Annotated in this window: 22 protein-coding genes; 13 read left to right on the forward strand and 9 right to left on the reverse strand. The window is 64.2% G+C overall.

Features of this window, described 5'->3' with window-relative positions:
- Together AC1DYJ_RS09240 and pcaQ are read right to left on the reverse strand one after the other, a co-directional pair.
- Positions 1-1,299 (reverse strand): ABC transporter substrate-binding protein, encoded by a 1,299-nt coding sequence (locus tag AC1DYJ_RS09240; protein WP_477280333.1) that lies wholly within the window; start codon positions 1,297-1,299, stop codon positions 1-3.
- A gap of 298 nt (positions 1,300-1,597) precedes the next feature.
- On the reverse strand, positions 1,598-2,515 hold the full coding sequence (gene pcaQ / locus AC1DYJ_RS09245; protein ID WP_477280334.1) for a pca operon transcription factor PcaQ: 918 nt from the start codon (positions 2,513-2,515) through the stop codon (positions 1,598-1,600).
- A gap of 93 nt (positions 2,516-2,608) precedes the next feature.
- On the opposite strand from pcaQ, the gene pcaD reads away from it, so the two are divergent.
- Genes pcaD through pobA form a run of 6 tightly spaced genes read left to right on the forward strand, consistent with a single transcriptional unit; the run spans position 2,609 to position 7,426 of the window.
- Entirely contained in the window at positions 2,609-3,418 is an 810-nt protein-coding gene (gene pcaD, locus AC1DYJ_RS09250; RefSeq protein WP_477280335.1) for a 3-oxoadipate enol-lactonase, read from the forward strand.
- Positions 3,411-3,824, forward strand: a complete 414-nt coding sequence (gene pcaC, locus AC1DYJ_RS09255) for a 4-carboxymuconolactone decarboxylase (RefSeq protein WP_477280336.1) — start codon at positions 3,411-3,413, stop codon at positions 3,822-3,824. The genes pcaD and pcaC overlap by 8 nt, the downstream gene beginning before the upstream one ends.
- Positions 3,814-4,569: a protocatechuate 3,4-dioxygenase subunit beta gene (gene pcaH, locus AC1DYJ_RS09260; protein WP_477280337.1), complete on the forward strand. Its 756-nt coding sequence runs from the start codon at positions 3,814-3,816 to the stop codon at positions 4,567-4,569. The genes pcaC and pcaH overlap by 11 nt, the downstream gene beginning before the upstream one ends.
- Positions 4,569-5,183 carry a protocatechuate 3,4-dioxygenase subunit alpha gene (gene pcaG / locus AC1DYJ_RS09265; RefSeq protein ID WP_477280338.1) on the forward strand — a complete coding sequence of 205 codons (615 nt, stop codon included), beginning with the start codon at positions 4,569-4,571 and terminating at the stop codon, positions 5,181-5,183. Before pcaH ends, pcaG begins: the two co-directional genes overlap by 1 nt.
- A gap of 18 nt (positions 5,184-5,201) precedes the next feature.
- Positions 5,202-6,254: a 3-carboxy-cis,cis-muconate cycloisomerase gene (locus AC1DYJ_RS09270; RefSeq protein ID WP_477280339.1), complete on the forward strand. Its 1,053-nt coding sequence runs from the start codon at positions 5,202-5,204 to the stop codon at positions 6,252-6,254.
- Positions 6,254-7,426, forward strand: coding sequence for a 4-hydroxybenzoate 3-monooxygenase (gene pobA, locus AC1DYJ_RS09275; protein WP_477280340.1), 1,173 nt, complete (start codon positions 6,254-6,256; stop codon positions 7,424-7,426). Before AC1DYJ_RS09270 ends, pobA begins: the two co-directional genes overlap by 1 nt.
- A gap of 13 nt (positions 7,427-7,439) precedes the next feature.
- On the opposite strand, the gene pcaF is transcribed toward pobA, so the two are convergent.
- From pcaF to AC1DYJ_RS09290, 3 genes are read right to left on the reverse strand one after another with little or no spacing between them, the layout of a single operon-like run.
- Complete coding sequence (gene pcaF / locus AC1DYJ_RS09280) at positions 7,440-8,645, reverse strand: 3-oxoadipyl-CoA thiolase (RefSeq protein WP_477280341.1); 1,206 nt, start codon at positions 8,643-8,645, stop codon at positions 7,440-7,442.
- A 1-nt stretch (position 8,646) separates the two neighbouring features.
- Positions 8,647-9,435: a CoA-transferase subunit beta gene (locus AC1DYJ_RS09285; RefSeq protein WP_477280342.1), complete on the reverse strand. Its 789-nt coding sequence runs from the start codon at positions 9,433-9,435 to the stop codon at positions 8,647-8,649.
- A complete protein-coding gene (locus tag AC1DYJ_RS09290; protein WP_477281695.1) occupies positions 9,432-10,289 on the reverse strand; it encodes a CoA transferase subunit A in 858 nt (285 codons plus the stop codon). Before AC1DYJ_RS09290 ends, AC1DYJ_RS09285 begins: the two co-directional genes overlap by 4 nt.
- 116 nt (positions 10,290-10,405) lie before the next feature.
- Between AC1DYJ_RS09290 and AC1DYJ_RS09295 the strand changes: the two genes are divergently transcribed.
- The 5 genes from AC1DYJ_RS09295 to AC1DYJ_RS09315 all read left to right on the forward strand — a co-directional run bounded on the left by AC1DYJ_RS09295 (position 10,406) and on the right by AC1DYJ_RS09315 (position 15,350).
- Positions 10,406-11,176 carry an IclR family transcriptional regulator domain-containing protein gene (locus AC1DYJ_RS09295; protein ID WP_477280343.1) on the forward strand — a complete coding sequence of 257 codons (771 nt, stop codon included), beginning with the start codon at positions 10,406-10,408 and terminating at the stop codon, positions 11,174-11,176.
- A gap of 116 nt (positions 11,177-11,292) precedes the next feature.
- Positions 11,293-12,381, forward strand: coding sequence for a Gfo/Idh/MocA family protein (locus AC1DYJ_RS09300; RefSeq protein ID WP_477280344.1), 1,089 nt, complete (start codon positions 11,293-11,295; stop codon positions 12,379-12,381).
- A 57-nt stretch (positions 12,382-12,438) separates the two neighbouring features.
- Positions 12,439-13,353, forward strand: a complete 915-nt coding sequence (locus tag AC1DYJ_RS09305; protein WP_477280345.1) for a sugar phosphate isomerase/epimerase family protein — start codon at positions 12,439-12,441, stop codon at positions 13,351-13,353.
- Positions 13,354-13,372: 19 nt separating this feature from the next.
- Complete coding sequence (locus tag AC1DYJ_RS09310) at positions 13,373-14,461, forward strand: fatty acid desaturase family protein (protein WP_477280346.1); 1,089 nt, start codon at positions 13,373-13,375, stop codon at positions 14,459-14,461.
- 73 nt (positions 14,462-14,534) lie between these two features.
- Positions 14,535-15,350 carry a 3-methyl-2-oxobutanoate hydroxymethyltransferase gene (locus AC1DYJ_RS09315; protein ID WP_477280347.1) on the forward strand — a complete coding sequence of 272 codons (816 nt, stop codon included), beginning with the start codon at positions 14,535-14,537 and terminating at the stop codon, positions 15,348-15,350.
- Here AC1DYJ_RS09315 and AC1DYJ_RS09320 read toward each other — a convergent pair whose 3' ends face one another.
- Both AC1DYJ_RS09320 and AC1DYJ_RS09325 read right to left on the reverse strand, forming a co-directional pair.
- A complete protein-coding gene (locus AC1DYJ_RS09320; RefSeq protein WP_477280348.1) occupies positions 15,351-16,859 on the reverse strand; it encodes an HAL/PAL/TAL family ammonia-lyase in 1,509 nt (502 codons plus the stop codon).
- Positions 16,856-17,857, reverse strand: a complete 1,002-nt coding sequence (locus AC1DYJ_RS09325) for an ornithine cyclodeaminase family protein (RefSeq protein ID WP_477280349.1) — start codon at positions 17,855-17,857, stop codon at positions 16,856-16,858. The genes AC1DYJ_RS09320 and AC1DYJ_RS09325 overlap by 4 nt, the downstream gene beginning before the upstream one ends.
- A 119-nt stretch (positions 17,858-17,976) precedes the next feature.
- On the opposite strand from AC1DYJ_RS09325, the gene AC1DYJ_RS09330 reads away from it, so the two are divergent.
- Together AC1DYJ_RS09330 and AC1DYJ_RS09335 are read left to right on the forward strand one after the other, a co-directional pair.
- Complete coding sequence (locus AC1DYJ_RS09330) at positions 17,977-19,410, forward strand: DHA2 family efflux MFS transporter permease subunit (protein WP_477280350.1); 1,434 nt, start codon at positions 17,977-17,979, stop codon at positions 19,408-19,410.
- A gap of 105 nt (positions 19,411-19,515) precedes the next feature.
- The gene (locus AC1DYJ_RS09335; protein WP_477280351.1) at positions 19,516-19,923 is read left to right on the forward strand and encodes a carboxymuconolactone decarboxylase family protein; all 408 of its coding nucleotides are present in this window, start codon (positions 19,516-19,518) and stop codon (positions 19,921-19,923) included.
- A gap of 4 nt (positions 19,924-19,927) precedes the next feature.
- Here AC1DYJ_RS09335 and AC1DYJ_RS09340 read toward each other — a convergent pair whose 3' ends face one another.
- Together AC1DYJ_RS09340 and AC1DYJ_RS09345 are read right to left on the reverse strand one after the other, a co-directional pair.
- The gene (locus AC1DYJ_RS09340) at positions 19,928-20,815 is read right to left on the reverse strand and encodes an amidohydrolase family protein (RefSeq protein WP_477281697.1); all 888 of its coding nucleotides are present in this window, start codon (positions 20,813-20,815) and stop codon (positions 19,928-19,930) included.
- Positions 20,815-21,951: a vWA domain-containing protein gene (locus AC1DYJ_RS09345; RefSeq protein ID WP_477280352.1), complete on the reverse strand. Its 1,137-nt coding sequence runs from the start codon at positions 21,949-21,951 to the stop codon at positions 20,815-20,817. The genes AC1DYJ_RS09340 and AC1DYJ_RS09345 overlap by 1 nt, the downstream gene beginning before the upstream one ends.
- Positions 21,952-22,085 lie beyond the last annotated feature (134 nt).

Raw genomic sequence — 22,085 nt, forward strand, 5'->3', positions numbered from 1 at the left:
TCAGCCGTTATACGGCTGGAGCTTGGCCTCGACCGGCACCTTCGGGTCGGTGGCGTTCTCGGTCACGACATAGTCTAGCGGGAATTTGCTGCCTTCCTTGGCGGCCACCCACTGCGTGCCGATGATCGGGCCGGGCGAGACATTGGCGACAGGGCCGCTGGTGAAGTCGACCTTGCCGATCATGGTCTCGGTGTTGAGCGTGCTCAGCGCCTTGGCGACCGCTGCCTTGTCCTTGGCGTCGGTGCTCACCTTCAGCGCTGCGAAGCCGGCGTCGAGCAGCGACATCGAGGCGCCGAGTTGCTGCGTCCACTGCTTGCCGCTTGCGGCCTCATAGCCGTCGGCCAGTTCGGTTCCCGAGACGCCGGTCAGCGGCGACTTGTAGGGGAAGGCCTTGTGCCAGTAGGCGGCGCTCGAAATCTTGTTGCCGAGATCGCCAAGCGCCTCGATGTCGGACGGGAACAGCCCGGTCTTGGCGACCTGGCAGATCTTGATCTGCTTGATCAGGCCCTGCTGCGCTGCCTGGCGCCAGAAGGCGGCGAAATCAGGCGGGATCGGGAAGGAGTTGAAGATCTCGACGCCTTCCTGCTTGAACAGCGCGATCTGCGAGGAATAGTCGGTTGTGCCGGTCTCGTAGGCGCCGGGATCGACGATGGTGAAACCCTGCTTGGCCAGCAGCGGCGCCAGATGGGCGCGGATGGCGTTGCCGTCGGCGTCGTTGGGGTACATGACGCCGACCTTCTTGTTGGTCTCGATCAGGTTCCACTGGGAAATATAGGCCTTGAAGAATTCGCCGACGCCGAAGCCGAAATGATAGGTCCACTTGAACGGCGAGGGGGCGTCCGGCTTGGCGCCGCGACCGAAATACCAGGCCTCCCATGGCATGACGGTGGAGAGGCAAGGCACCCCTGCGGCTTCGCAGGCGTCGGCGACCGGATTGATCACCTCGGGCGTGGAGACGGCGAGCATCAGGTCGATGGCCTGGTTGTTGATCAGGTCCTTGGCGAGCTGACCTGCGCGGGACGGGTCCGACTGGGTGTCCTGGTCGATGATCTCGACGCTGTATTTCTTGCCGCCGATGTCGAGGCCGCCGGCGAGCGCCTTGCGGGCGAGGTCGAGCACATAGCCGTCGGTCTGGCCGAAGCCTGCGAGCGGCCCGGTGCGCGGGCTGACAAAGCCGACTTTCAGCGTGTCGGCGGCCTGCGCGAAGGCCTTGCCGCGGCTGAGCGCAAGGGCTGCGCCGCCGGCGAGCGATGTGGCGATGAACTGACGTCGCGAGACGCCGGATTTCTCTGAGGTCATGCTGATATTCCTCCCTTTCCTGGCGGTACCTGGAGGCGACCGCCGGCCTGCTCAAAATCGGTGCCGCCCGTTGTTAGATCGGATATCGCCCCGGCTGGCTTTGAGGCGGCAGCGGAACGCCGCCAATGCCGGCAAACGGCACGATTTCGATCCTCCCATCGTCACAGTGCCCTAGGTGTTTGGTTTGGTAAAATGATATTTTGCGGTATTTCGTTAACCCTGGGGTTATGAGATTGCGCCTTACCGCCGGCCTGCGGCGGCCAACCTGACCGCTGTGCCCTCGCGGAGGACGTCTGCCTCAGCCGCCTCGGCTGGCTGCCTCGCGGATGGTTTTCAGCAGGATGGCGAAGGCCGGCGAGGGGGCGGTGTCGGTGCGCATGGTCAGCCCGACGGGTCCCTTGGTCTCTTCGGTGTTGACGGGCAGCGTGACGAAGGCGCCGCTGGAGATTTCATTGGCGACGACGCCGGTCGAGATGATCCAGACGGCATCGCTCTGCCGCAGGAAGGCGCGGCCGAAGGAATCCGAGACGGTCTCGATCTCGGTCGCCGGCGCGGTCATGCCATTGGTGATGAACAGGCGGTCGACGAAGGGGCGGATGACCGATTCTCGCGTAGGCATCAGCACCGGGAACTCGTCCAGCCGGGCGAAGATGTCCTGGCCCGGCTGCGCCAATGGATGGCCGGCCCGCACCACGAACAGAACCTGTTCGGAATAGAGATGCTCGAAGAAGAAGCCGGTCATGTTTTCCGGCGCCGCAAGCCGGCCGACGACGAGGTCGAGCGCGCCGACGCGCAACTGTTCGAGCAGCACCGCATTCTCGCCGGTGACAATCTTGATCGCAGCGCCGGTGTTTTCACTCAGGAACAGGCTCATGGCGAGCGGCATGACCCTGGCCGACACCGTGGGCAGGGCGCCGATGCGGATCGGATGGCGGTTGATGGCGCCGTCTTGCCTGACCGAATCGACGCCGCGCTTCAAGGCGGTGATCGCCGTGCCGGCGTGGCCGAGAAAGATTTCGCCGAGCCGCGTCACCCTTATGCCGCGGCCGTCGCGTTCGACGACGGCGATGCCAAGCGCCTCCTCCAGTTCGCGCAGCGTCTTGGTCACCGCCGGCGGGCTGACATGAAGAAAGTCGGCCGCCCTCGCCACGCTGCCTTGCCGCGCTACCTCAAGGAACGCCTGCAGGTGACGAAACCTTATGCGGCTTTCGGACATGGTTCTCGTAACCTCTCAGTTAATGAAACGGCACAAAATATCATTTTACCAAACCAAATGCCTTGTGCAATGTGAACACGGAGGATCGAAATCGTGCCATTCGTCAACATTGGCGGCATCACGCTGCACCATCGCCACTTCAAGGCGCATGGGAACGCGCGACCGGTCGTGTTCATCAATTCCCTCGGCACCGACTTTCGCATCTGGGACGAAGTGGTGTCTGAATTGAACGCTGACATGCCCTTGCTGGTTTACGACAAGCGCGGCCACGGGCTCTCCGATATTGGCGGCATCTCCTCGATCGACGATCATGTCGACGATCTCTCCGGCCTCATCGATCATTTCGGGCTGACCAATGTCGTGCTTTGCGGCCTGTCGGTCGGCGGCCTCGTCGCGCAAGGCTTTTACGCGCGACGCCCTGAACTCGTGGAAGGCCTCATCCTGTGCGACACCGCGCACAAGATCGGTACGCTCGACAGCTGGAACACCCGTATCGCAACGGTCGAAAGCAAGGGCATCCAGGCCGTCGCCGACGCGGTGCTCAAACTATGGTTCACCCCGGCCTTTCACACCGAACGTGTCGCCGAACTCGACGGCTACTGGAACATGATGACCAGGCAGGCCGTCGCCGGTTATGTCGGCACGTGCGCTGCGGTGCGCGACGCGGATTTCACCGAAGTCGCACAGGCGATCGCGGTCCCCACGCTTTGCGTCGTCGGCGACCAGGACGGCTCGACGCCCCCAGATCTCGTCCGCTGGCTGGCGGATCTGATCCCCGGCGCGCGCTTCGAGATCATCAGGGATGCCGGCCACATTCCTTGCGTCGAACAGCCCGGGGCGCTGATCGCCCTGATCCGAGAATTTCTCGCGTCGCTTCCTCAGAGAAAGCAGATCCATGGATGAAGTGTCCAAGACCACGACCAGATACCGGACCGGGCTGACAGTGCGGCGCTCGGTGCTCGGTGACCCGCATGTCGACCGCAGCGAGGATGCCGTCACCGATTTCGACCGGCCGTTCCAGGAGCTGATTACCGAGGCAGCGTGGGGGACAGTCTGGGCGCGGCCGGGTTTCAGCAAGCGCGAGCGCTCGATCGTGACGCTGGCGCTGCTGGCGGCCCTCGGCCATGATGAAGAGGTCGCCATGCATGTGCGCGCCACCGCCAACACCGGCGCGTCGCGTGACGACATCTGCGAAGCGTTCCTGCATGTCGCCATCTATGCCGGCGTGCCAGCGGCCAACCGCGCCTTCAGGATCGCCAAGGAGGTGTTTTCGGACATGGACGCAAGCAGGAATGGCCATGCCAGCTGATGCCGGCTCGAACCGCAGGCCGGAGACCGGCGCCTTCTTCCAGCGCGACCGCAACTGGCATCCGCCGGCGCTGACGCCGGACTACAAGACATCGGTGCTGCGCTCGCCGCAGAAGGCGCTGCTGGCCTTCGACAACACGGCGTCGGAAATCACCGGTCCGGTGTTCGGCCACGCCATGCTGGGCGAGCTTGACGCCGACCTGATCCACAATTTCGCCAAGCCCGGCGAGAGCGCCATCGGCGAGCGCATCATCGTCTATGGGCGGGTGCTCGACGAGCGCGGCGTTGGTGTGTCTGGCGCGCTGCTCGAATTCTGGCAGGCCAATGCAGGCGGCCGCTATCGCCACAAGAAGGACGGGTATCTGGCGCCGCTCGATCCGAATTTCGGCGGCTGCGGCCGCACCATCACCGACGCCGATGGCGGCTATGCCTTTCGCACCGTGAAGCCCGGCCCCTATCCGTGGCCGAACGGACCGAATGACTGGCGTCCCTCGCACATCCATTTCTCGGTGTTCGGCCATGGCTTTGCGCAGCGGCTGATCACACAGATGTATTTCGAGGGCGACCCGTTGATCTGGCGCTGTCCGATCGTCGGCGGCATCCGCGACAAGGCTGCCGTTGAGACGCTGATCGCCGCGCTCGACATGCAAGCGACGATCCCGTTCGACGCGCGCGCCTACAAGTTCGACATCGTGCTGCGCGGACGCCGCGCCTCGCTGTTCGAAAACCGGCCGGAGGGCAATTGATGGCGCAGGCGCTCACCCGGCTGAAGGAGAGCCCGTCGCAAACGGCGGGGCCTTACGTGCACATCGGCCTGACGCCGAATTTCGGCGGCATTGGCGGCGTCTATGCCACTGATCTCGGCGCGACGATGATCAGCGACAAGACCAAGGGCGAGCGCATCGGTTTGCGCATCCGCGTGCTCGACGGCACCGGCACACCGCTCCGGGACGCGCTGATCGAAATCTGGCAGGCGGATACCAATGGCCTTTACAATTCGCCGGCCGAATTGCGCGTCGATGCCGATCCGGATTTTCAGGGCTGGGGCCGCCAGCCGACCGACATGGAAACCGGCCTCTGCAGTTTTCAGACCATCAAGCCGGGGCGGGTGCCTTTTGGCGACGGACGGCTGATGGCGCCGCACATCAGCCTGTGGATCGTCGCGCGCGGCATCAACATCGGCCTCCACACAAGGCTCTATTTTTCCGACGAGGAAAAGGCCAATGCCGAAGATCCGATCCTTGCCCGCATCGAGCACAAGGTGCGGGTGCCGACGCTGATCGCCGATCGGCAAGGCGATGACTACATTTTCGACGTCCATCTCCAGGGGGAGAAGGAAACGGTCTTCTTCGACAGCTGACGGTCAGGAAACAAAGACATGACCGTATCGCCCTTCGACCATCCGCTGCTGTCCGGCCTGCTCGGCGACGAGGAGGCGGCGCGGCATTTTTCCGCCGATGCGGAAATCGCCGCCATGCTCGATTTCGAGCGCGCGCTGGCGCAGGCGCAGGCCGAAAGCGGGGTCATCGGCAAGGACGCCGCGGCGGCAATTGTCGCTGTCCTGTTGTCCTACAAGCCGGATACCGCGCGGCTGCGGGCCGGTGTGGCGAAAGACGGCGTGATCGTGCCCGAACTGGTGCGCCAGTTGAAGGCCACGGTCGGTGCACCGCATGACGCCAGCGTTCATTTCGGCGCAACCAGCCAGGATGTGATCGATACGGGCCTGATGCTTCGGCTGCGCCGTGTGATCGACCATCTCGATCTCTTGCTGACCGAAAATATCGTGCGGCTGACGGCGCTGGAAGAGCGCTTTGGCGGCAAGGTGCTGACCGCTATGACACGCATGCAGGTGGCGATTCCGATCCAGGCATCGGACCGCGTTGCGGTGTGGCGCGCGCCGCTGCAACGGCATCAGAGGCGGCTGTCGGAACAATCCGCTCGTCTGCTCGTGGTGCAGTTCGGCGGCGCTGCCGGCACGCTGGAAAAGCTCGGCGACAAAGGGCCTGCAGTGCGCGCGGCACTCGCTGCAAAACTCGGGCTAGGCGATGCGCCGCAATGGCACAGCCAGCGCGATGCGCTGGCCGAGTTCGCGAGTCTCCTGTCGCTCATCACCGGCAGCCTCGGCAAGTTCGGGCAGGACATTGCGCTGATGGCGCAGGGCGGCACGGAGATCGCGCTGTCCGGCGGCGGCGGCTCGTCGGCCATGCCGCACAAGCAGAACCCGGTGAAAGCCGAGGCGCTGGTGGCGCTGGCCCGCTTCAACGCCACGCAGCTTTCCGGCATGCACCAGGCGCTGGTGCACGAACAGGAGCGCTCGGGCGCTGCCTGGACGCTGGAATGGCTGCTTCTGCCGCAAATGGCGGTAGCGACCGCGGCTGCCCTGCGGCTCGCCGCCGAACTTGCCGGACAGATCGAGAGCCTGGGCCACTGATGCGCACAAAAATTGTCATTGTCGGCTCGGGACCATCCGGCCTGCTGCTCGGCCAGCTGCTCAGCGGCATCGGCGTCGAAACGGTGATCCTCGAGCGGTCGAGCCGGGAGCATGTGCTTGGCCGTGTGCGGGCAGGGGTGCTCGAACAGGGCACTGTCGAATTGCTGGAAGAGGCGGGCGCCGCTGCAAGGCTGCATGCCGAGGGCCTGCCGCATTCCGGCATCTCGCTCGCCTTCGGTGGCGGCTTGCACCGGCTCGATCTCACGGCACTGACCGGCGGCAAGCACGTCACCGTCTATGGCCAGACCGAAGTGACGCACGATCTGATGGACAAGCGCGAGGCGGCGGGGCTCACCACTGTCTACGAGGCGGCCAATGTCACGCTGCACGGTTTCGACGGCGAGGCGCCCTACGTCACCTACGACAAGGATGGTGTCAGCCACCGCATCGACTGCGACTTCATCGCCGGCTGTGATGGCTATCACGGCGTCAGCCGCAAATCGGCGCCGGAACGGGCTCTGAAGACGTTCGAGCGGACCTATCCGTTCGGCTGGCTGGGCGTGCTGGCCGAGGTGCCGCCGGCCGATCACGAACTGGTCTACGCCAATCACGAGCGCGGCTTTGCGCTGTGCTCGATGCGCTCGACGCATCGCAGCCGCTACTATGTGCAAGTGCCGGCCGATGAGCGCGTCGAAGCGTGGAGCGACGACCGCTTCTGGGATGAGTTGCGCAGCCGCCTGCCGGAACAGACGGCGGCCGCCGTCGTCACCGGCCCGTCCTTTGAAAAATCGATCGCGCCGCTGCGTTCCTTCGTCGCCGAACCGATGCGCTTCGGCCGGCTGTTCCTGGTCGGCGACGCCGCTCACATCGTGCCGCCGACCGGCGCCAAGGGTCTCAACCTCGCCGCCAGCGATGTGCGCTATCTCTTTGCCGGGCTTCGCGAATTCTATCTCGATAAATCACAAGCCGGGCTCGACGCCTATTCGGCCAAGGCGCTGGCGCGAGTCTGGAAAGCGGTGCGCTTCTCCTGGTGGATGACGACGATGCTGCACCGCTTTCCCGATACGGGCGATTTCGGCCAGCGCATCCAGGAGGCCGAACTCGACTATCTCGTGCATTCGCAAGCGGCGTCGACCGCGCTTGCCGAGAACTATGTCGGGCTGCCTTATTGACGGAAGTGCGATCTCAAACCCGCTCGAGCGCCACAGCGATGCCCTGGCCGACGCCGATGCACATGGTGGCCAGCGCATAGCGGGCGTCGCGCTCGCGCAACTCCAGCGCTGCCGTCCCGGCGATACGGGCACCCGACATGCCGAGCGGATGGCCGAGCGCGATGGCGCCGCCATTCGGGTTGACGTGTTCCGCGTCCTCGGCGATGCCGAGTTGGCGGAGCACGGCGATGCCTTGGGAGGCGAAGGCTTCGTTGAGTTCGATGACATCGAATTGCTGCGGCGTCAGGCCGAGACGGGCACAGAGCTTCTTCGTCGCCGGCGCCGGGCCGATGCCCATGATGCGCGGCGCCACGCCGGCGGCAGCACCGCCGAGGATGCGGGCGATCGGCGTCAGGCCGTATTTTTTCACCGCTGCTTCCGAGGCGACGATCAGTGCTGCCGCGCCATCGTTGACGCCGGAAGCATTGCCGGCGGTGACCGTGCCGCCCTGGCGGAACGGCGTCGGCAATTTGGCGAGCAACTCGACCGTGGTGCCGGCGCGGGGATGTTCATCCTTGGAGACGACAACGGCATCGCCCTTCTTCTGCAGGATCGTCACCGGGGTGATCTCTTTCGCCAGCCGGCCATTCGCCTGCGCTGCGACCGCCTTGTCCTGGCTGCGCACGGCAAACGCGTCCTGGTCGGCGCGCGACACGGAAAAATCCTCGGCGACGTTCTCGCCGGTCTCCGGCATCGAATCGACACCGTACTGTTTCTTCATCAGCGGGTTGATGAAGCGCCAGCCGATGGTGGTGTCGTAAATCTCGGCGTGGCGCGAAAAGGCGGTCTCTGCCTTGGGCATGACGAAGGGCGCACGGCTCATCGATTCGACACCGCCGGCGATCATCAGCTCGGCCTCGCCGGCCTTGATGGCGCGCGCGGCGATGGTGAGGGCATCCATGCCTGAACCGCAAAGACGATTGACGGTCGAGCCGGAAACCTCCTTCGGCAATCCGGCGAGCAGCAGCGACATGCGCGCGACGTTGCGATTGTCCTCGCCGGCCTGGTTGGCGCAGCCATAGATGACGTCGTCCACCGCTTGCCAGTCGATGCCGGCATTGCGCTCGATCAGCGCCTTCAGCGGAATGGCGCCGAGATCGTCGGCACGCACCGAAGACAGCGCGCCGCCGAAGCGGCCGATCGGGGTGCGAATGTAGTCGCAGATGAACGCCTCGGTCATGTCATGCAGCCTTTTCTTTTCCGCTGCCTTCATGCGCCGCCTTGGTGCGGGCCTGCAGGTCTCGCAATGTCGTCAGCTCGAGTTCCGTCGGCGCCGGCGTTTCGTCAAGCGCCTCGGCGAACTTTACGATCCAGCCACAGCTGTCCTGCACCTGCTGGCACGTGACCCCGGGGTGCAGCGACACGACGGTGAATTCCTTGGTTATGGGGTCCGGCTTCCAGATGGCGAGATCGGTGATCAGCAGCGTCGGCCCCGCTGTGTCGATGCCGAGACGCCGGCGATGGTCACCGCCGTCGCCATGGCCGAAGGAGGTGAAGAAGTCGATCTCTTCGACCATGCCGCGCTTCGACTGCGCCATGGTGATGTAGATCTCTTTCGACGAGGTGGCGATCTCCGGCGCGCCGCCGCCGCCGGGCAGGCGGGTTTTCGGATGCGCATAGTCGCCAATGACGGTGGTGTTGATGTTGCCGAATTTGTCGAGCTGCGCGGCGCCGAGGAAACCGATGGAAATGCGGCCGCCCTGCAGCCAGTAGCGAAACATCTCCGGCACCGAGACGGTGGTGACGGCGGTGTCGCAGAGTTCGCCGTCGCCGATCGACAGCGGCAGCACATCGGGCGCGGTGCCGATGGTGCCGCTTTCATAGATCAGCGTGATGTCGGGCGCATGCGTCAGCCGCGCGACATTGCAGGCGGCCGACGGCGCGCCAATGCCAACGAAGCAGACATCGTCGTTCTTCAGCGCGCGGCTGGCGGCGATTGTCATCATCTCGTTGGGGGTGAAGCCGCTCATGCCGCGCTCCTCAGATGTTTTACGCGGCCGGCGAAATCGTGGGCCGTGCGTTCGATGACATTGGCCTGCATCCAGGCCTGGAACTTTTCACGATCGGCGGCGATCTCGTCCCATTCGAGATAGGCGGCATTGTCGCGCGCATAATAGCCGTGCGTGTAGGAGGGATGCGAGCCGCCGGGCACCACCGATATCGCCGCAATGGTCCAGCGCGGCAGCACGGTGAGGTTGGGGTGGAGATCGTCGAAATCGTCGACCACTTCCTCCACCGTCACGACGGCGCGTTTGGCCGCCAGCACAGCTTCCTTCTGGATGCCGATAATACCTTCGACCAGCACATTGCCCTTTTTGTCCGCCTTCTGGGCGTGGATGAAGGTGACGTCGGGACGGATCGAAGGAACAGCGGCCAGCACTTCGCCGGTGAAGGGGCAGGTGACCGATTTGATGTTCGGATTGACCGCTGCCAGTCCGGCGCCGCGATAGCCACGGAACACCGCGCAGGGTAGGCCGGCGGCACCCGCCTCATAGGCATTGGCCATGCCGGCATGGCTGTGTTCCTCGATCTCGATCGACCGGGGAAAGCCGTTTTCGATGGAATCGCGGGCGCGGCGCAGCAGGCCGACGCCGGGATTGCCGACATAGGAGAAGATGATCTTCTTCGCCATGCCCATGCCGATCATCTGGTCGTAGATCAGGTCGGGGGTCATGCGGATGAGGGTGAGGTCGCGAAACCCCTGGCGGATCGCCTCATGCGCCGCTGCCGTCGGGATCAGATGGGTAAAGCCTTCGAAAGCGACCGCGTCGCCATCATGCAGGTTCTCGGCCACAGCCTCACTGAGCGGCAGGAATTTGACCATCGCCATGAACTCCGGATCAAAAAAGTTCGTATTGCGAACATTTGTTTTGTATGAGATACTTTTACGTCAAGTCGCCTTGTCGAGTCAATGGCGACAGATTGTTTCGCGGAGGCCACATGGACGACGAGGCAACGACGCGCGACCATGTCGGTTCGCTGGAACGCGGCCTTGCAGTCATGGAGATCCTGGCCCGGCATCCTGCCGGCATGACGCTGACCGAAATGGCGGAGGAGGCGGGGTTGACCCGCGCCGGTGCGCGCCGCTTCCTGCTGACGCTGACCGCGACCGGCTATGCAACGCAGGTCGGCCGGCAGTTTTCGCTTTCGCCGCGCCTGCTCACCATCGTCCGCACCTGGCTAGGCGGCGCCTCGCTGTGGACATTCGCGGCCCCGATCATGCGTGAACTGGCGGGCCAATTTAATGAAGCCTGCAACGCGGCCGTGCTGTCGGGCGAGGAGGTCGTCTATGTCGCGCGTATCCCCGGCCGCCGCATCCTCAGCGTGTCGCTCGATGTCGGCACCAGGCTGCCGGCGCATTGCACCTCGATGGGTCGCGTGCTGCTTGCGGGGCTCACGCCGGATGAACTGAAGGCCTTCCTTGCCGAGGCAAGGATCGAGCGGCGGACGCCAAAGACGATCACCAGTCGTGCCGCTCTCGGCAAGGCGATCGACGCGGCGAGGGCGGATGGCTTTGCCATCGTCGATGAAGAGCTGGAACTCGGGCTGCGCTCCATCGCCGTGCCGATTGCCGACCGGTCCGGGCGGACGGTGGCGGCAATCAACATGTCGACCCAGTCGGCACGGTTTTCGGTGGCAGAGATGGAACGCGATATCCTGCCGGTCTTGCGAAAGGCCAAGCAGCGGGTGGAGGAGTTTTTCTTCGTCTGACCGACGCGCGAACTGTCCGAAGCTGGCGCCCCCTGGTTCTGATGGGAATTGATGGAGCGGACCTTGGCTGATCGACCGGCCATGGCGTTATATCCTGTCCCGTAGGGGAGGAATGGATGGCAGGCCAGGGTTTCGAGCCGGATGTAAGGGTTCGCAGCAGCGAATACCGGATCGGCTGCATCGGCGCCGGCATGATCATGGCCGAATGCCATCTCGCCGCCTATGCGCAGGCGGGCTTTCCCGTGGTGGCGATCGCATCGCGGACCAAGGCCAGCGGCGAGAAAGTGGCGCAGCGCTGGGGCATCCCGACCGTCCACGACACGCCGGAACAGCTGATCGAGAGTACCGAGGTCGAGATCGTCGACCTTGCCTTTCCGCCCGACCAGCAGCCGGCGCTGATCCGTCATGCGCTGAAGCAAAAGCACATCAAGGCGATCCTGGCGCAAAAGCCACTGGCGCTGTCGGTCGAGGAAGCGGTCAAGCTGCGCGACGAGGCAGCCAGGTCCGGCAAGATCCTCTCGGTCAACCAGAACATGCGCTACGACCAGTCGATGCGCGTCTTGAAGCAGATCATCGACAGCGGCGCGCTGGGCGACATCGTCTTCGCGCAGATCGACATGCATGCGATCCCGCACTGGCAGACTTTTCTCGCCGGTTACGACCGGCTGACGCTCGCCAATATGAGCGTGCATCACCTCGACGTGCTGCGTTTTCTGTTCGGCGATCCCTCTGAAATCACCACGCTGACGCGCAAGGACCCGCGCACGGCGTTCGACCATTCCGATGGCATCACCGTCTCGACGCTGCGCTTTACCTCCGGCGTGCTTGCCGTGTCGCTGGAGGACGTCTGGTCGGGTCCGCGCCAGGAAGGCTACGAGGACGACCAGCACATCAACTGGCGCGTCGATGGCACCAAGGGGGTCGCCAAGGGCACGATCGGCTGGCCGAAAGGCGTTGCCTCGACGCTGACCTATGCCTCGACCGAGACGACCGGCGGCAAATGGGTGAGCCCGCGCTGGGAGACGATGTGGTTTCCGCATGCCTTCATCGGCGTGATGGAGCAATTGCAGCATGCGGTGAAGACCGGCACACCGCCGGCGCTGTCGGTTGCCGACAACGTCAAGACGATGGCGCTGGTCGAGGCCGGCTACCGCTCTATGGCGGAAGGCCGCACCGTCAAACTGTCCGAGATATCGATCGATTGACCATCTGGCCGCCGAATAGCGTGACGGCTGAATCGCTTACCGGGAGGAGTTCACATCATGATGCAGGCAGGGATCTTCACCGGCTATTTCCCCTATGAGCTCGCGGAGTCCGCGCGGCGCATCCGCGCGCTCGGCTTCAACACAGTGCAGCTCGATCTGCATTTCCGGGATATCGATCTCACGGCCGGGCAGATCACGAGGGATAAAGCGAGGACGGTCCGCGACACATTCCGCGACCACAATCTGCCGGTCTGCTGCATCTCGGGCTACACCAACATCATTCACCCGGATAAAGCCGAGCGCGAGAAGCGCGTTGGCTATCTCAAGGAAATCATCCGCAACGCGCGCGATTTCGGCTCGCCCTATGTGATCTCGGAGACCGGCACCTACAACACTGAATCCGACTGGGTGCATCACCCCAAGAACAAGACCGAGGAAGGGTTCGAGGAATGCCGCAAGGTGATCTCGGATCTTGCCCAGACTGCCTATGACCATGGTGCGGTGTTCCTGCTCGAAACCTATGTCAACAATGTCGTCGGCTCGGTCGAGGAGACGGTGAAGATGTTCGCGCAGGTCGATCATCCCGGCCTCGGCCTTTTGATGGACCCGACCAATTATTTCGAGGCGCACAACATCGACCGCATGGACCAGGTGCTGAACCAGGTGTTCGACACGCTGACCGACAAGATCCGCATCGCGCATGCCAAGGACGTGAAGCGTTCCGGCAGCGACAAGACGGAGAAGCATGCGGATATCGGCGATGCGGACGCGCATGAAGGGCTGACCTTCCGCGGTGTCGGCGAGATCGAATTGCCGGCGCCTGGTCTCGGTTCGCTGAACTACGATCTTTATCTCAAGCGGCTCAGCGAAAAGCACCCGAACATCCCTGTCATCATCGAGCATCTGACCGAGGACGACGTGCCGCGGGCGAAGACATTTCTCGACGGGAAGTTCCGCGCCAACGGCCTTTGAGGCCGGGCGGGAGGTGACGATGGCGGTCAAAACAAAACGCGATTACAGCCTGGTCGGCGAAAGCACCCGCCGGGCCATCGAGACCGGGTTGGCCTCCGCCGAATGGTATCACACAGATGTGCCGCGGAAAGCGATGAAGGAGCTGATGCAGCGCTCCGACGGGCCGGCGATCCGCGACACCATCATCTGGATCGCTGCGATCCTGAGCTCGGCCGCCGGCATTGTCTGGTTCTGGGGGACGTGGTGGGTGGCGCCGTTCCTGCTCGTGTATGGCGTGCTCTACGGCTCGTCGAGCGACTCTCGCTGGCATGAAGGTGGCCATGGTACGGCTTTCCGCACACGCTGGATGAACGATGTCGTCTACGAGATTGCCTCGTTCATGGTGGTGCGCAATCCGGTGCAATGGCGCTGGAGCCATGCCCGGCATCACACCGATACCGTCATCGTCGGGCGCGATGCCGAGATCGCCGTCATGCGGCCGCCAAACCTGATCAAGGCGGCGCTCGCCTTCACCGGCATTCTCGATTTCCGCTATTCGCTGCCGATCCTGGTGCGCCAGGCGTTCGGCAAGCTGTCTGACGATGAAAAGAGCTACATTCCGGAAAGCGAACAGGGCAAGGCCATCATGGCCGCGCGCTGGCATGTGGCCATCTATGCGGCGGCGATTGTCGCCGCGATCGCGCTAAAATCGTGGCTGCCGCTGGTGCTGATCGGCCTGCCGCGCCTCTATGGCAGCTGGCACATGGTGCTGACCGGCCTGTTGCAGCATATCGGGCTGGCCGACAATGTCGTCGACCATCGGCTGAACACCCGCACCGTCTACATGAACCCAGTCAGCCGCTTCATCTACTGGAACATGAACTATCACGTCGAACATCACATGTTCCCGATGGTGCCCTATCACGCGTTGCCGAGGCTGCACGAACTGATCAAGCACGATCTGCCGGTGGCGAACCCATCGATGTTGCACGCTTATCGCGAAGTCTGGCCGGTGCTGCTGAAACAGCTGCGATACGAGGACTATTTCCTCAAGCGCGAATTGCCGCCGACGGCGCGGCCTTATCGCGGCGAGTTTCATGAGGTCGATATGTCGGCGGCCGCCGAATGAGCCACGCCTTCTATCCGGCCTGTCACATGGCCGGTAAGGTGGAAGATGAATTCCAGCAAACAGGGACATCCCGATGAGCCGAAAGAGACCGACCGTCGCCGATCTGCGCGCCATGAAAGGCAAACGCCAGCTGACCATGCTGCGCGTCCTGACGATGGACGAGGCCGAGGCTGCCGAGCGGGCAGGGGTCGACATCGTCTCGGTGCCGCCGGAGCTGGTGCTCAACCCGCAGTATCGCGATGCCGCCCCCAGCCTGTTCACCATGCCGGGCGAGAACTTTTTTGAGATCGGCACGGCGGATGATTTCATCCGCTGGGCTTTCCCGCTCTACAAGGCGGGCGCCGACGCAGTCTATTGCAGCGCCGGCTTCGCCACCGTGAAGCGGCTGGCCGACGATGCCATCCCCGTCATCGGCCATGTCGGCCTCATTCCGTCCCGCGCCACCTGGACCGGCGGGTTCAAGGCCGTCGGCAAGACCGCCGACACCGCCATGCAGATTTTTGAGGCGGTCAAGCAATATGAAGCGGTCGGGGCGATGGGCGCCGAGATCGAGGTGGTGCCGGTCGAGGTCGCCAAGGCGATCTCGGAACGCACCTCGCTGATCATGCTGTCGATGGGCGCCGGCACCGGCTGCGATGCGCAATACCTGTTTGCCGACGACATTCTCGGCCAGAATCGGGGCCACATGCCGCGCCACTCCAAGGTCTATCGTAACTTCGCCGCCGAGTATGACCGGCTGCAGGCGGAGCGGGTCGCGGCGTTTTCCGAATATGTCGCCGACGTCAACAGTGGCGCCTATCCGGAAGACAAGCATGTCGTGCGCATGGACCCTGCCGAGCTCAGCCAGTTCATGAAGAGGGTAGACGCAAAGGTGGACGCAAAGAGCTGATTACGCCGGGTCTTTATCGACCGTCCCAGCGCCTCGCCATGTTCCGTCGGCGAGCAAAGCGTGGAGCACTTCGGCGTCCGCTCCCAGCGGCCGGTCTTCCCTGAGCATTGCCACATGCGCGCGCACCGCGGCATGGATCGCGGCGGTGCCCGGCGCGAGCTTCAGCCCGTCGCGGAAATCGACGGCTTGCGCAGCCGCCATCAGTTCGAAGGTAATCAGGCGCCGCCACAGGCCGATCATTCCGGCGCATTTCGACACGGTGAGCGGTGTCTGCGTGGCAACGTCCTCGACGCCCTCGGATACGGCCAGGAAATCCAGCATCACCGGATTGGCCTTGTGGCGGATGCCAGCCAGGATCGCCGCCACCGTCTTTTGCAACGGCACGAAGCCGGCTGAGGCGCCACCGACCGGCGACAGATATTTCGGCAGGCCGTTGCGGCCGGAGCCGGTGAGCTGGACGAAACGGGCGGCACTGGCGGCCGCACATTGGGCGATCGCCAGGCCGAGCGTCTCGAAGGCAAGCGCCAGCGACGTTGTATGAAAATTGCCGGTGGACAGCACCTGGCCGTCATCGCCCAGCACCAGCGGATTGTCGGCGGCGGCGTTGAGTTCGATCTCCAGCGCCAGTCGCGCCTGGTCGATCGCCTGGATCAGCGCGCCATGGATCGACGGCATGCAGCGGATCGACAGCGGGTCCTGCAAGGTTGTCGGCGCCGCCTCCTCGTCGCGGGCAAGCAGATCGCGCAGGCTCTTTGCCGCCATTTGCTGGCAGGCGGCCGGTCGCGCCAGATGCAGGCGCGGATCGAGGATGGTACGGTTGGCGCCGAACCCTTCCATGGTCAGCGCGCCGGCCTGCTGCTGTTGCGCGAAGGCCGAGAGCGCGTCGGTCAGCGCCAGCGCGCCGCTGCCGGCCGAGACCGCCGAAGCGTTGATCAGCGACAGCCCGTCTTTCGGCGCCAGGCTAATGGGAGCGAGCCGCGCCATCATCAGGGCCTTGGCGGCCGGCATGCGCCGGCCCTGATAGTCTGCTTCGCCGTCGCCGGTGAGCAGACGGGCAAGGGCCGTCATCAGCACCAGATCGCCGTCGCCGATCGAGCCCAGTCCCGGCATCACCGGTTGCACACCGGCATTGAGCGCGTCGATCAGCGCGGTGAAAACCGCGGGCGAAATGCCCGAACCGCCAACCGAGAACATCGCGGCACGGGCAAACATGGTCGCCCGCACCGCCTCTTGCGGCAACGGCTCGCCGACGGCGCCGCTGCGTCCCTCCAGCAACTGGCGCTGGAAGGCGCTGGCATCGCCTTCGACCGAGCTGCCGAGATTGGCGCCGAGGCCGGTGTTGAGGCCGTAAATCTTCTGGCCGGACGCGGCGGCCTGGTCGAGCACCTTGCGGGCTTTGTCGAGCCTCTCGATGACGGCAGGCTCGACCTCGACCTTGCGGCCGTTACGGGCGACCGCCGCGACATCCTCGACGCTGACGCCGGCGCCAGTGAGGACGAGCGCGCTCATGCGAAGCGCAGCCTCTGGCCGATGCCCTTGTCCGCGGCCTTGGCCAGCATTGCCTTGCCAAGTGCGATGTCGGACAGCGACAGGCCGCGATGCCAGAACAGGATCGTCTCGTCGTCACTCTGCCGGCCCGGCTTGAGGCCGGCGGCGATCTGGCCGAGCTCGGCATGCAGCGTCTTTTCGCTCAGCCGCCCCGTCTCGACATGGGCGCGCAGCGAACCGAACTTGCCGCCCTTGCACTGGCCCCAGTCGTCGACGACCATTTTCTGCATGATGTCGGTCAGCGACAATTCCACCGCGCTCATTGTGCCATAGGGCACGACGAAGGCGCCGGGCTTGATCCATTCGGTCTTGAGCAGCGGCTGCGGTTCGGAAAGCCGCGAAGCCTCGACGACGATGTCGGCGCCCTTGACGCAACTTTCCCAGTCGGCGACAGCGGTGACTGTCTTGCCGAGGTCGGCGGAGAGTTTGGCGGCAAAACCGTCGCGGCTTTCCGGCCGGCGCGAATGGACGCGGATCTCGTCGAAATCGAACAGATGATCGAGCAGGCGCACATTCCAGTAGGCGGTGCCGCGCGCGCCGATATGGGCGAGCACCTTCGAGTTCTTGCGCGCCAGATGTTTGGCGCCGATGGCGGTGACGGCGCCGGTGCGCATGTCGGTGATGACCGTGGCGTCGAGAATGGCGCGCGGCGTGCCGGTGCGCGGATCGAACAGGTTCAAGATGCCGAATTCCGAGGGCAAGCCGTGCAGATAATTGTCGACATAGTCGCCGACGATCTTCACGCCGGCCGCATCGAGCGGCGCGACGTAGCCGCGCAGCACGTTGAAATGGCCGTGGAAGGAGGGATCGGGTTCGAGATGGACGCGGGGCTCGATCACCGTCTGGCCATTGCCTTGCGCGATCAGTCCGGCCTCGACGGCGGCGATGATTTCGCCGTCGGTCATCTCAAGGGCTTCGATATCGAGGGCATTGAGGTAGTCGATATAGATCGGCTTCATTTATGCGCGCACTTTCCTCCGTCGGCCCGTCCATCCCATAGCAGGCTGCGGGCCGACACGGAAGTTTGTTGGCTAGGCTCTGGACTGGGCCAGCCATATGCTGTTCAACGCGGTTCGTCATGACTGCCGTTCCCGATAGCGAAGCCTCCACCGAAACCGCCAGCAATGCGCGGCGCGTGGCGCTCATCGTCGCCATCGCATTTTTCATGCAGCTCCTGGATTCGACGATCATCTCGACCTCGCTGCCGCAGATGGGACAATCTTTCGGCGTGCCGGCGGTGGCGATGAGCATCGGCATCACCGCCTACATGCTGACCATGGCGGTGTTCGTGCCTCTGTCGGGCTGGCTTGCCGACCGTTTTGGCGCGCGCAACATCTTCCTTCTGGCGATCGTCCTGTTTACGCTCTCTTCGCTTGCCTGCGGCTTCTCGCAGAGTCTCCCTCAATTTGTTGCCGCCCGCGTCGTGCAGGGCCTTGGCAGTGCGCTGATGACACCGGTCGGGCGTATTCTGGTGCTGCGCAATGCGCCGAAATCGGAGCTGCTCAACGCCACGGCATTGATCACCTGGCCTGCGCTATTCGCGCCCGTCGTCGGGCCGGTGCTTGGCGGTTTCATCACCACCTACCTATCCTGGCACTGGAATTTCTTCATCAACATCCCGCTTGGGCTGATCGGATTGGCGCTGGTCGCCCGCTTCATTCCGGGCGACCGCGAGGCCGACCCCAAGCCATTGGACTGGCCGGGGTTCTTCCTGACCTCGCTGGGGCTCGCCCTGCTGCTCTATGGTCTGGAGCGGATCGCGCATCCGGAAGACGGCGCCTTGCCGACCGTGCTGCTGGTCTCAGCGGGCATTGTCGTAGGCTGGCTGGCGGTGCGGCATCTCAGGCGTGCGCCGCATCCGCTGCTCGATCTCTCAGCCTTCAAGGTACTGACCTTCGCCCTCTCAACGCTTGCCGCCGGTACGATCTTCCGGGTGGCGATCAACGCTACGCCGTTCCTGCTGCCGCTGCTGTTCCAGGTCGGCTTCGGCCTTTCGCCCGTCGATGCCGGCCTGATGATCCTGGCCTATTTCCTCGGCAATCTCGGCATGAAGACGGTGACGACGCCGACGCTCAGGCGCTTCGGTTTTCGCACGGTGATGGTCGTCAACGGCATCATCGCCTCGGCCTCGATCATGGCCTGCGCGGCGATCTCGCCGGAGACGCCGCAGGCGCTGGTCGTGGCGCTGATGTTGATCGCCGGCCTGTCGCGCTCGATGCAGTTCACCGCGCTCAACACGCTGGCCTTCGCCGATATCGACGCGACGCAGCGCAGCTCGGCGGCGACGCTGTCGTCCATGCTGCAGCAGATATCGATGCTGTTCGGCGTGGCGGTGGCGGCGGCGATCCTCAACCTGTCGCAGATCGTCAGGGCGCAGCCGGCGCTCGACCTCGTCGATTTTCGCATCGCCTTCGTCGTGATCGGCGCCATCGGGCTGGTGGCGGCGTTGCGGTTCCTGGTGCTGCCGCCCGGTGCGGGCGCCGAGGTTTCCGGTCACGCTCTGAAGAATTGACGTCGAATTCTTCCGCCGCGAAACTTGAATCGACAAATGGTTAGGCGCGTTTGCTCGAAATCTGATTCAAGGACCTGATCCACCGATTCAACGAAGGGAAATGCCATGGCCGCGACAAGACTCCTGACCGACGCCGAGGTCGAGAAAATCCCGGCGGTGAAGGCGGTGTTCGACGATATCCGTGCAACCCGCAAATCCGATTTCGTCAACAATTTCTGGCGCGGGCTGGCCAATGATCCGGCTTTGCTGAAACGGACGTGGGAACAGGTGAAAATGGTGATGGCCACCGAAAGCGCCATCGATCCGCTGACCAAGGAGATGATCTACATCGCGGTGTCGACCGCCAATGGTTGCTCGTATTGCGTTCATTCGCACACGGCCGCAGCGCGGGCCAAGGGCCTGACCGATGCGCAGCATGGCGAGCTGGTGTCGATCATCGGACTGGCCGGGCAGACCAACCATCTGGTGACGGCGATGCAGATCCCGGTCGATGCGGAGTTTGAGGTGGAGTGAAGGTTCACACCGGCCGATACACCTTCTCTGCCGTGTTCCAGAATACATCCGCCTCGGCAGCCGGCCCGTGCTTCGCCACCGCGGCACGGTGCGCCTTGATCAGTTCGGCGTGGCTGGTCCAGAGTTTTTCGATCGGGAAGTTGGAACCGAACATCAGGTGGTCTGCGCCCAGAATGTCGACCGCGCTGTCGACGATGTAGGCGATGACAGCCGGGTCGTTGCGGTGCACGAAGGTGCCGAGCCCTGACAGCTTGGCGTAAAAATTCGGCGCGGCGGACAGCGTGCGCAGGCCGGCCTTCCAGGCCTCTGTGGTCTCCGGCTCCATGCCGGTCAGCATTCCGGCATGGGTGAGGATGAAATTGGTCTCAGGGTTCTCGCCGACCAGCGTCAGCCCGTCCTTCATCTGGGCGGGGAAAAGCTGCAGGTCGAAGGACAGGCCATAGTCCTTCAGCCGCGCCACATTAGCGCGCACCTTGGGGTCGATGACCTGGTCGGCCGAGGCGGCGAAGCGGAAGGCCGGCGTTTCGTGCCAGTGCAGCTGCATGCGCACGCCGCGCAGCAGCCTGTATTTCATCAGCCGATCGATTTGCGGCCGGACATCATCCACTGTCATGTCGGCATAGCCGACAATGGCGTGCGGCCAGCCGGTCTCGTCAGCGGTCTTCTGCAAGAAGGCGACCTCCTTTTCGAAATCCTCCTTGGCCCAGTTGGTCTGGACATAGACGGCTTTTTCGACGCCGGCGCCGTTCTGGTCCTGAAGAAATTCCGTGATCGGATAGTCGCGGCGGATCGGCTCGTAGGGGCCGAAGATGCGCGGCACCATCGGACCGACCAGCCAGGGCTGGTCCTGTTGACGCCAGATGTGGAAATGCGCGTCGATGGCTTTCTGCATCACGAAACCCTTTTCCAGAGTGTCGCCGCCGCAGAGGCAGGGCGGGCGAGCGACAGGATGAAATCGGTGAGACTCCCAAGCGACGAACCGTCGATGAGATCGTCGAGATCGGGCAGGATTGCGCGCAGTGCTGCCGTCGCCGGCCGGAAGCGCGGATCGCCGGCGAGCGGTGTCGCCAGCGACAGCCGGAAGGCGCGGGCGCTCAGGCGTCGTATCGCCGTTTCGAGGTCGGCATGGTCGCCGCGCTCCAGCGCATCCGACAGGATGATCACGGCTGCACCGCGCGCAAAGGCCGAGAAACGCGGTACCGAGAGGAAAGCGAGCAGCGTCGGCCCCATGCGTGTGCCGCCATCCCAATCGTCGACCAGTGCAGCGGCGCGAGTGAGCGCCTGCTCGCGGTCGCGGATGCGCAGCGCCGATGTGACGCGGGTGAGGCGCGTGCCGAAGGTGAAGATTTCGGCGCGGTCGGCGCCTTGCACGGCGGCGTGCGCGAGCTTGAGGTAGTCCGCCGTGTGCAGCTTCATCGAGCCGGACACGTCGATCAAGAGCAGCAGTTTGCGCGGTACGGTCTGGCGGCGGCGAAGCTGCGGCGAGGGGATGTCGCCATCGGCGCTGACGATTTCGCTGAGCGAGCGCCTGAGGTCGAGCGTGCCGCGCGAACGGGTGCGTACGGTGCGGAAGGAGCGACGCGCGGGCAAGGCGGAGGCCAGCTTGCGGCTGAAGGGGACAAGGCCATCGTCGTCGCGCTGGAAGTCGCGGCTGCTCAGTTGTTCGATCCCCGACGACAGCTCGCCGCCTTTTTCGTGGCGTGGCGGTTGGTTCTCTTCCTCGCGCGTGCCGTGGTCGTCCTTGATGCGCGTTTCCTCGTCTTCTTCGCCTGAGATCGAGGTTCTGGCGTCGCCGTAGAAATGGCTGCGGAAATGCGCTTCGAATTCGCTGCGGCGGTCGGGTGAAGGGGCGAGCGTGGCAAGGGCGGCCTCGCGGATGTCATTCATCGAGCGCGGGCCGAGGAGGGTGACGGCCTGCATGAAGCTGGAGACCTGCTCGGGCGCGATTGCGAAGGCGTGGCGGCGCAATAGGCGGGCGAAGTTGAGGAACGGTGCCGCAGAGCGAGGCAGGTTTTCTTCCCGCATCATTCCTTCGCGCCCCCCTCTGTCCTGCCGGGCATCTCCCCCACGAGGGGGGAGATCAGCAGCTTTGGCGCGCCGCATCTTCCTGCAACGTTGGAGATTGGCGAAGGCCATGACAACAGCTGATCTCCCCCCGTGTG

The sequence above is a fragment of the Mesorhizobium sp. P2_B11 genome (assembly GCF_056404855.1).